The organism is Paenibacillus darwinianus (assembly GCF_000598065.1).
GTDB lineage: Bacteria > Bacillota > Bacilli > Paenibacillales > Paenibacillaceae > Paenibacillus_I > Paenibacillus_I darwinianus.
In genome coordinates this window covers 3,375-7,308 of the sequence record NZ_KK082172.1, presented here as the reverse complement: position 1 = coordinate 7,308, position 3,934 = coordinate 3,375, and the positions used below count along the sequence as shown (strand labels likewise).

The 3,934-nt window shown below is 59.0% G+C and carries 3 protein-coding genes and 1 pseudogene; all 4 read right to left on the bottom strand.

Going from position 1 to position 3,934, the window contains the following annotated elements; genetic code table 11:
- Positions 1 to 232: pseudogene (locus tag BG52_RS16120) on the bottom strand (sigma-70 family RNA polymerase sigma factor); the annotation flags it as partial.
- Between the two features lie 6 nt (positions 233 to 238).
- The gene (locus tag BG52_RS15430) at positions 239 to 397 is read right to left on the bottom strand and encodes a DUF2087 domain-containing protein (protein ID WP_317628394.1); all 159 of its coding nucleotides are present in this window, start codon (positions 395 to 397) and stop codon (positions 239 to 241) included.
- 31 nt (positions 398 to 428) lie between these two features.
- On the bottom strand, positions 429 to 1,292 hold the full coding sequence (locus BG52_RS10190; RefSeq protein ID WP_223298981.1) for a helix-turn-helix transcriptional regulator: 864 nt from the start codon (positions 1,290 to 1,292) through the stop codon (positions 429 to 431).
- A gap of 405 nt (positions 1,293 to 1,697) precedes the next feature.
- Entirely contained in the window at positions 1,698 to 3,266 is a 1,569-nt protein-coding gene (locus tag BG52_RS10185) for a 2-isopropylmalate synthase (protein ID WP_051588092.1), read from the bottom strand.
- Between the last annotated feature and the right edge of the window lie 668 nt (positions 3,267 to 3,934).

The following is a 3,934-nucleotide window of genomic DNA, read 5'->3' as shown; positions in this document are numbered from 1 at the left end:
CGGCTGCCGTCAGTCGGCCGAGCTGGTCGGAGCAGATTCGCTCGAACGTTTCTCTCGGGATGCCGAGCGCCTGCTCAAAATAGACGGCGCGCTCTTCGATCGCTTTCATCGAGTCCCATTGAATGCGCGCAGGCCCGTCGATCCACATTTCCCGCCAGGGCAGCACTTGCCCGTCCAGTCCGCATTGACCGAGCAATTCCGCCGCCATATCGCCGTTCGTTATATGCAGCATTCCGCATCACCGCCTTTTGTCCATAATACCCATTACGGGCGCCCTACCGCCGTATTCGATCAAATACCGCCGAAGCGTCACATAATCTTTCGCGTACACGCGCTTCAGCAGCTCGTTCACTTCCTTCTCGGTATAACGGCGGCGCAGCTTGAACGAAGCGGCGATAGGAAAACGGCCATTGAAACGACGCCTACCGTTATCTTTGGTCAGGCTCTGCCGCCCGAACCGCTTCCTCCTTCATATATTGCTTGCGGTATTGGAGCGGGGCAATGCCGGCATGCTCCGAGAAAACCCGCGAGAAGTGCGGCGTCTGCCGGAATCCGGTCTCCTGCGCCACCCTCGCGACCGGCCAATCGGTCTTCTGAAGCAGCAGCTTGGCTTGGTCAAGCCGGTACAACTGCATGTATTGCTGGGGCGTACAGCCGTACACCTCCGTCATGCAGCGGGCGATGTAATTCGGATGAAGCTGCAGCGCATCGCCGAGCTCGCCATTGGTAACCGGATTGCGGTAGTTCAATTTCAGAAAAGCAGCCGCCCGTTCCGCAACGCCGACCGAGGTAGGGGCCGAATCGGCGCGCCAGCCCTCGTCGAGCATCTCGATCAGCCGCAGAAAAAGCTGCTGCCGCTCCCAGAATGAGGCGTGGGAGGAATCGCTGGACGCTTCATGCAGCCGGGCAAACGTCTCCCGCGCCCTGGCCGGTGAAGGCAGCTCCGCATATTTCTGCAGTCGGATCGGGAACACGTAATAATCGCCGTGAAGCGCTCCTCCGTGTGGACGGTCGGTTTCCTCCCAAGGACCCGACGTCTGAAAATGCACCCAGTCAAACACCGTCTGCTCCTTGCACGGCGCGGTCGAGTAATGCCAGCGGTCAGGTCGCAAAATAAGCATCTGGCCGGCTCCCACCGTCCAGCGGCGGCTTTCCTCGCCGATATGGAGCGCGCCGCTGTTGACGAACAGCAGGTCAAAAGCGCCGATATTGGTCCGGTTCGGGTGCTCGTCGCCGGGGATGTAAGTAACGCGGTCGGATTCGATAAAGTAAGGCAAAGGCGGTGACAGCAATGTGAGTTTTCGTGTGTTGGCTTGGCTCATGATTGTATTTTAGCAGATGGACGGCGCACTGCAAACGATTGCTCGGCAGCTTGCCGCTCTCCGCTCAACTATCCACGTTATCCACAGAGCTATCCACAGAAACCAATAAATTGTGGAGCAATTCACGCGATACTGACGGCTTGTAAACCGCGCGGATTAACACTTCGTTCATATTATCGATAAATTCAGAGTATTACGAAAAAGTTTGCACACATTATCCACATTATCCACAGATAAGCTGTGAAAAAAATATCCCCGCTTGCAAAATTCGGGAAAGACAGTTCCGATGCGGGATTGCTAGCTATATACACAACTTTCAGTGGATATGTGGATAAGTTTGTGCACAACCTTTACTTTTGCGCCTGTAAAACGGGTTTACCCGGCGTTTTCCCCTGCGGACTCCGCGCGCCGGATCGAACCGCTTCGCACCGCTTGGTTGCATGCGCCGATATAGGCTTGCGCCGCCGCCAAAATAATATCATTATGCACAGCCGTCCCGCGGTACCGCTCCTTCCGGTGCACGATCGTGACGACCGCCTCGCCGCGTGCATCCTCCCCTGTGGACAACGAATGCAGCTCCAGATCCTCGAACTCCGCCGCAACCGGAATTGCCTGTTGCACACAGTGGATAACCGCCTCGATCGGTCCAGCCCCCATGCCGGAATACATCTTCTCCGTGCCCGCCTCCCGGTCGCGGATCGTGACCGAAGCGATTCGCGACCGCTGCGTGCCGGACAGCACCTGCACATCCGTCAGCGTATAAGGGTCTTCGTACTCATCCGCAGCCTCGCCGATCATCCGCAGCAGCTGGTCGTCGGTGACGATTTTCCGCTCGTCGGCCTCGGCTTTGAACTTCTCGTACACCTCCTCCATCTGCTTCTCATTCAGCGAGATGCCATAAGCGGCTGCCCGGTGCTTGATCGCATGCCGCCCCGAATGCTTGCCCAGGATGATCATGCTGCGGGGAATGCCCATCGCTTCGGGATCCATGATCTCGTAGGTGCTGCGGTTTTTCAGCAGGCCGTCCTGATGGATGCCCGACTCGTGCTGGAACGCGTTGCGCCCTACCACCGGCTTGTTGTAGGCGACCGGGAAGTTCATCATCCGGCTGACGAGCCGGGATGAATTGTAAATTTCCGCCGTGTCGATGCCGGTTTCGGCCCGCAGCGCTTCCTTGCGCGTCTCGATCGCCATGACCAGCTCCTCCAGCGCGGCGTTGCCCGCCCGCTCCCCGATGCCGTTGACCGTCACTTCCACCTGCGTCGCCCCCGCCCGGATCGCGGCGATGCTGTTAGCGACGGCCATGCCGAGATCGTTATGGCAGTGCGCACTGTAACGGACGCGGTCTCCTCCCCTGGCCTCGCGGCGCACCGTGCGGAACAGCTCGCCGTACTCTTCGGGCAGCGCATAGCCGAGCGTGTCCGGAAGGTTGATGATCGTCGCCCCGGCGCCGATTGCCGCTTCCACCAGCTCGATGACGAATTCCATGCCCGAGCGGGTCGAGTCCATCGCGGAAAATTCGATCTCGTCGACGAATTGCTTGCCGTAGGCGACCATTTCCCTGGCGATGCCGATCACCTGCTCGCGCGATTTGCGCAGCTGATGATTCAGGTGAATGTCCGACGACGAGATAAAAAGGTGCAGCCTGCGGCGCGCCGCGTCCTGCGTCGCTTGCACGGCAGCGTCGATGTCGCCTCTTACGGCACGGGCGAAGCCGACGATCTCGACGCCCTGCAGCTCGCGTGAGATTTGCCGCACGGCTGCGAATTCGCCGGGACTCGATACCGGGAACCCCGCCTCGATCACGTCGATGCCCAGCTTCTCCAGTTGGCGGGCGATGATGATCTTCTGCTCCGGCTCGAGCGAAGCGCCCGGCGATTGCTCGCCGTCGCGCAGCGTCGTATCGAATATGGCGATTCTCGTTTTTTCGTTGTTCATAGCCATGTTATCCTCCTCCTTAAATTTGAACACCGTTGTTTCTTGTGCCCGCTCAGATGTTAGTCGCACGGGATCTGCTCCTCCTTCGGCGCAAGCGCGAACTCGGTGCGAATTACTGACGGGCAAGCGTGGCCCCGACGCCGGCGGCTGTTGCCGGAAAAACAAAAAACGACCTGTCGCCTCTTCTGTTCAGAAGAGGCGACAGGTCGTATGTGACTGCCGCGGTACCACTCTCGTTAACCGCCTTGGATGGCGCGGTCCGCTCACGCCGGCGCGCAGGCTGTATCCGTCCTGGCCGATCGTCGTCGGCCGGACGCTGCCGCGCGCCGGCACCCGGTCACGGGGGTAAGCCGTAACGGTCTTACGTGCGGCCAGGCCGTTCGTTCAACCGTTCCGCTCCCAGGCGAGCTTCAGGCATCCATCGTCTGCGTCGCACCGTCCCGCAGCTCTCTGCCGACCGACCGGCTGTCCGCCGCCCGTTCGTTCCCGGATCGTCCTTACTGTTCCTGCTCATCGCATTTGAAAAGTATGAGTGTTGTGAAGTATTGATGATCATTATATTATCCGCTGAATATTCTGTCAATTCGATTATTTTTCTGCGGCGGCGCTTGGCTTGTACTTGTAGCAGGCAGCATTGGCGGTACCGTATGGTATATTGGCAAGCTAGACACAAG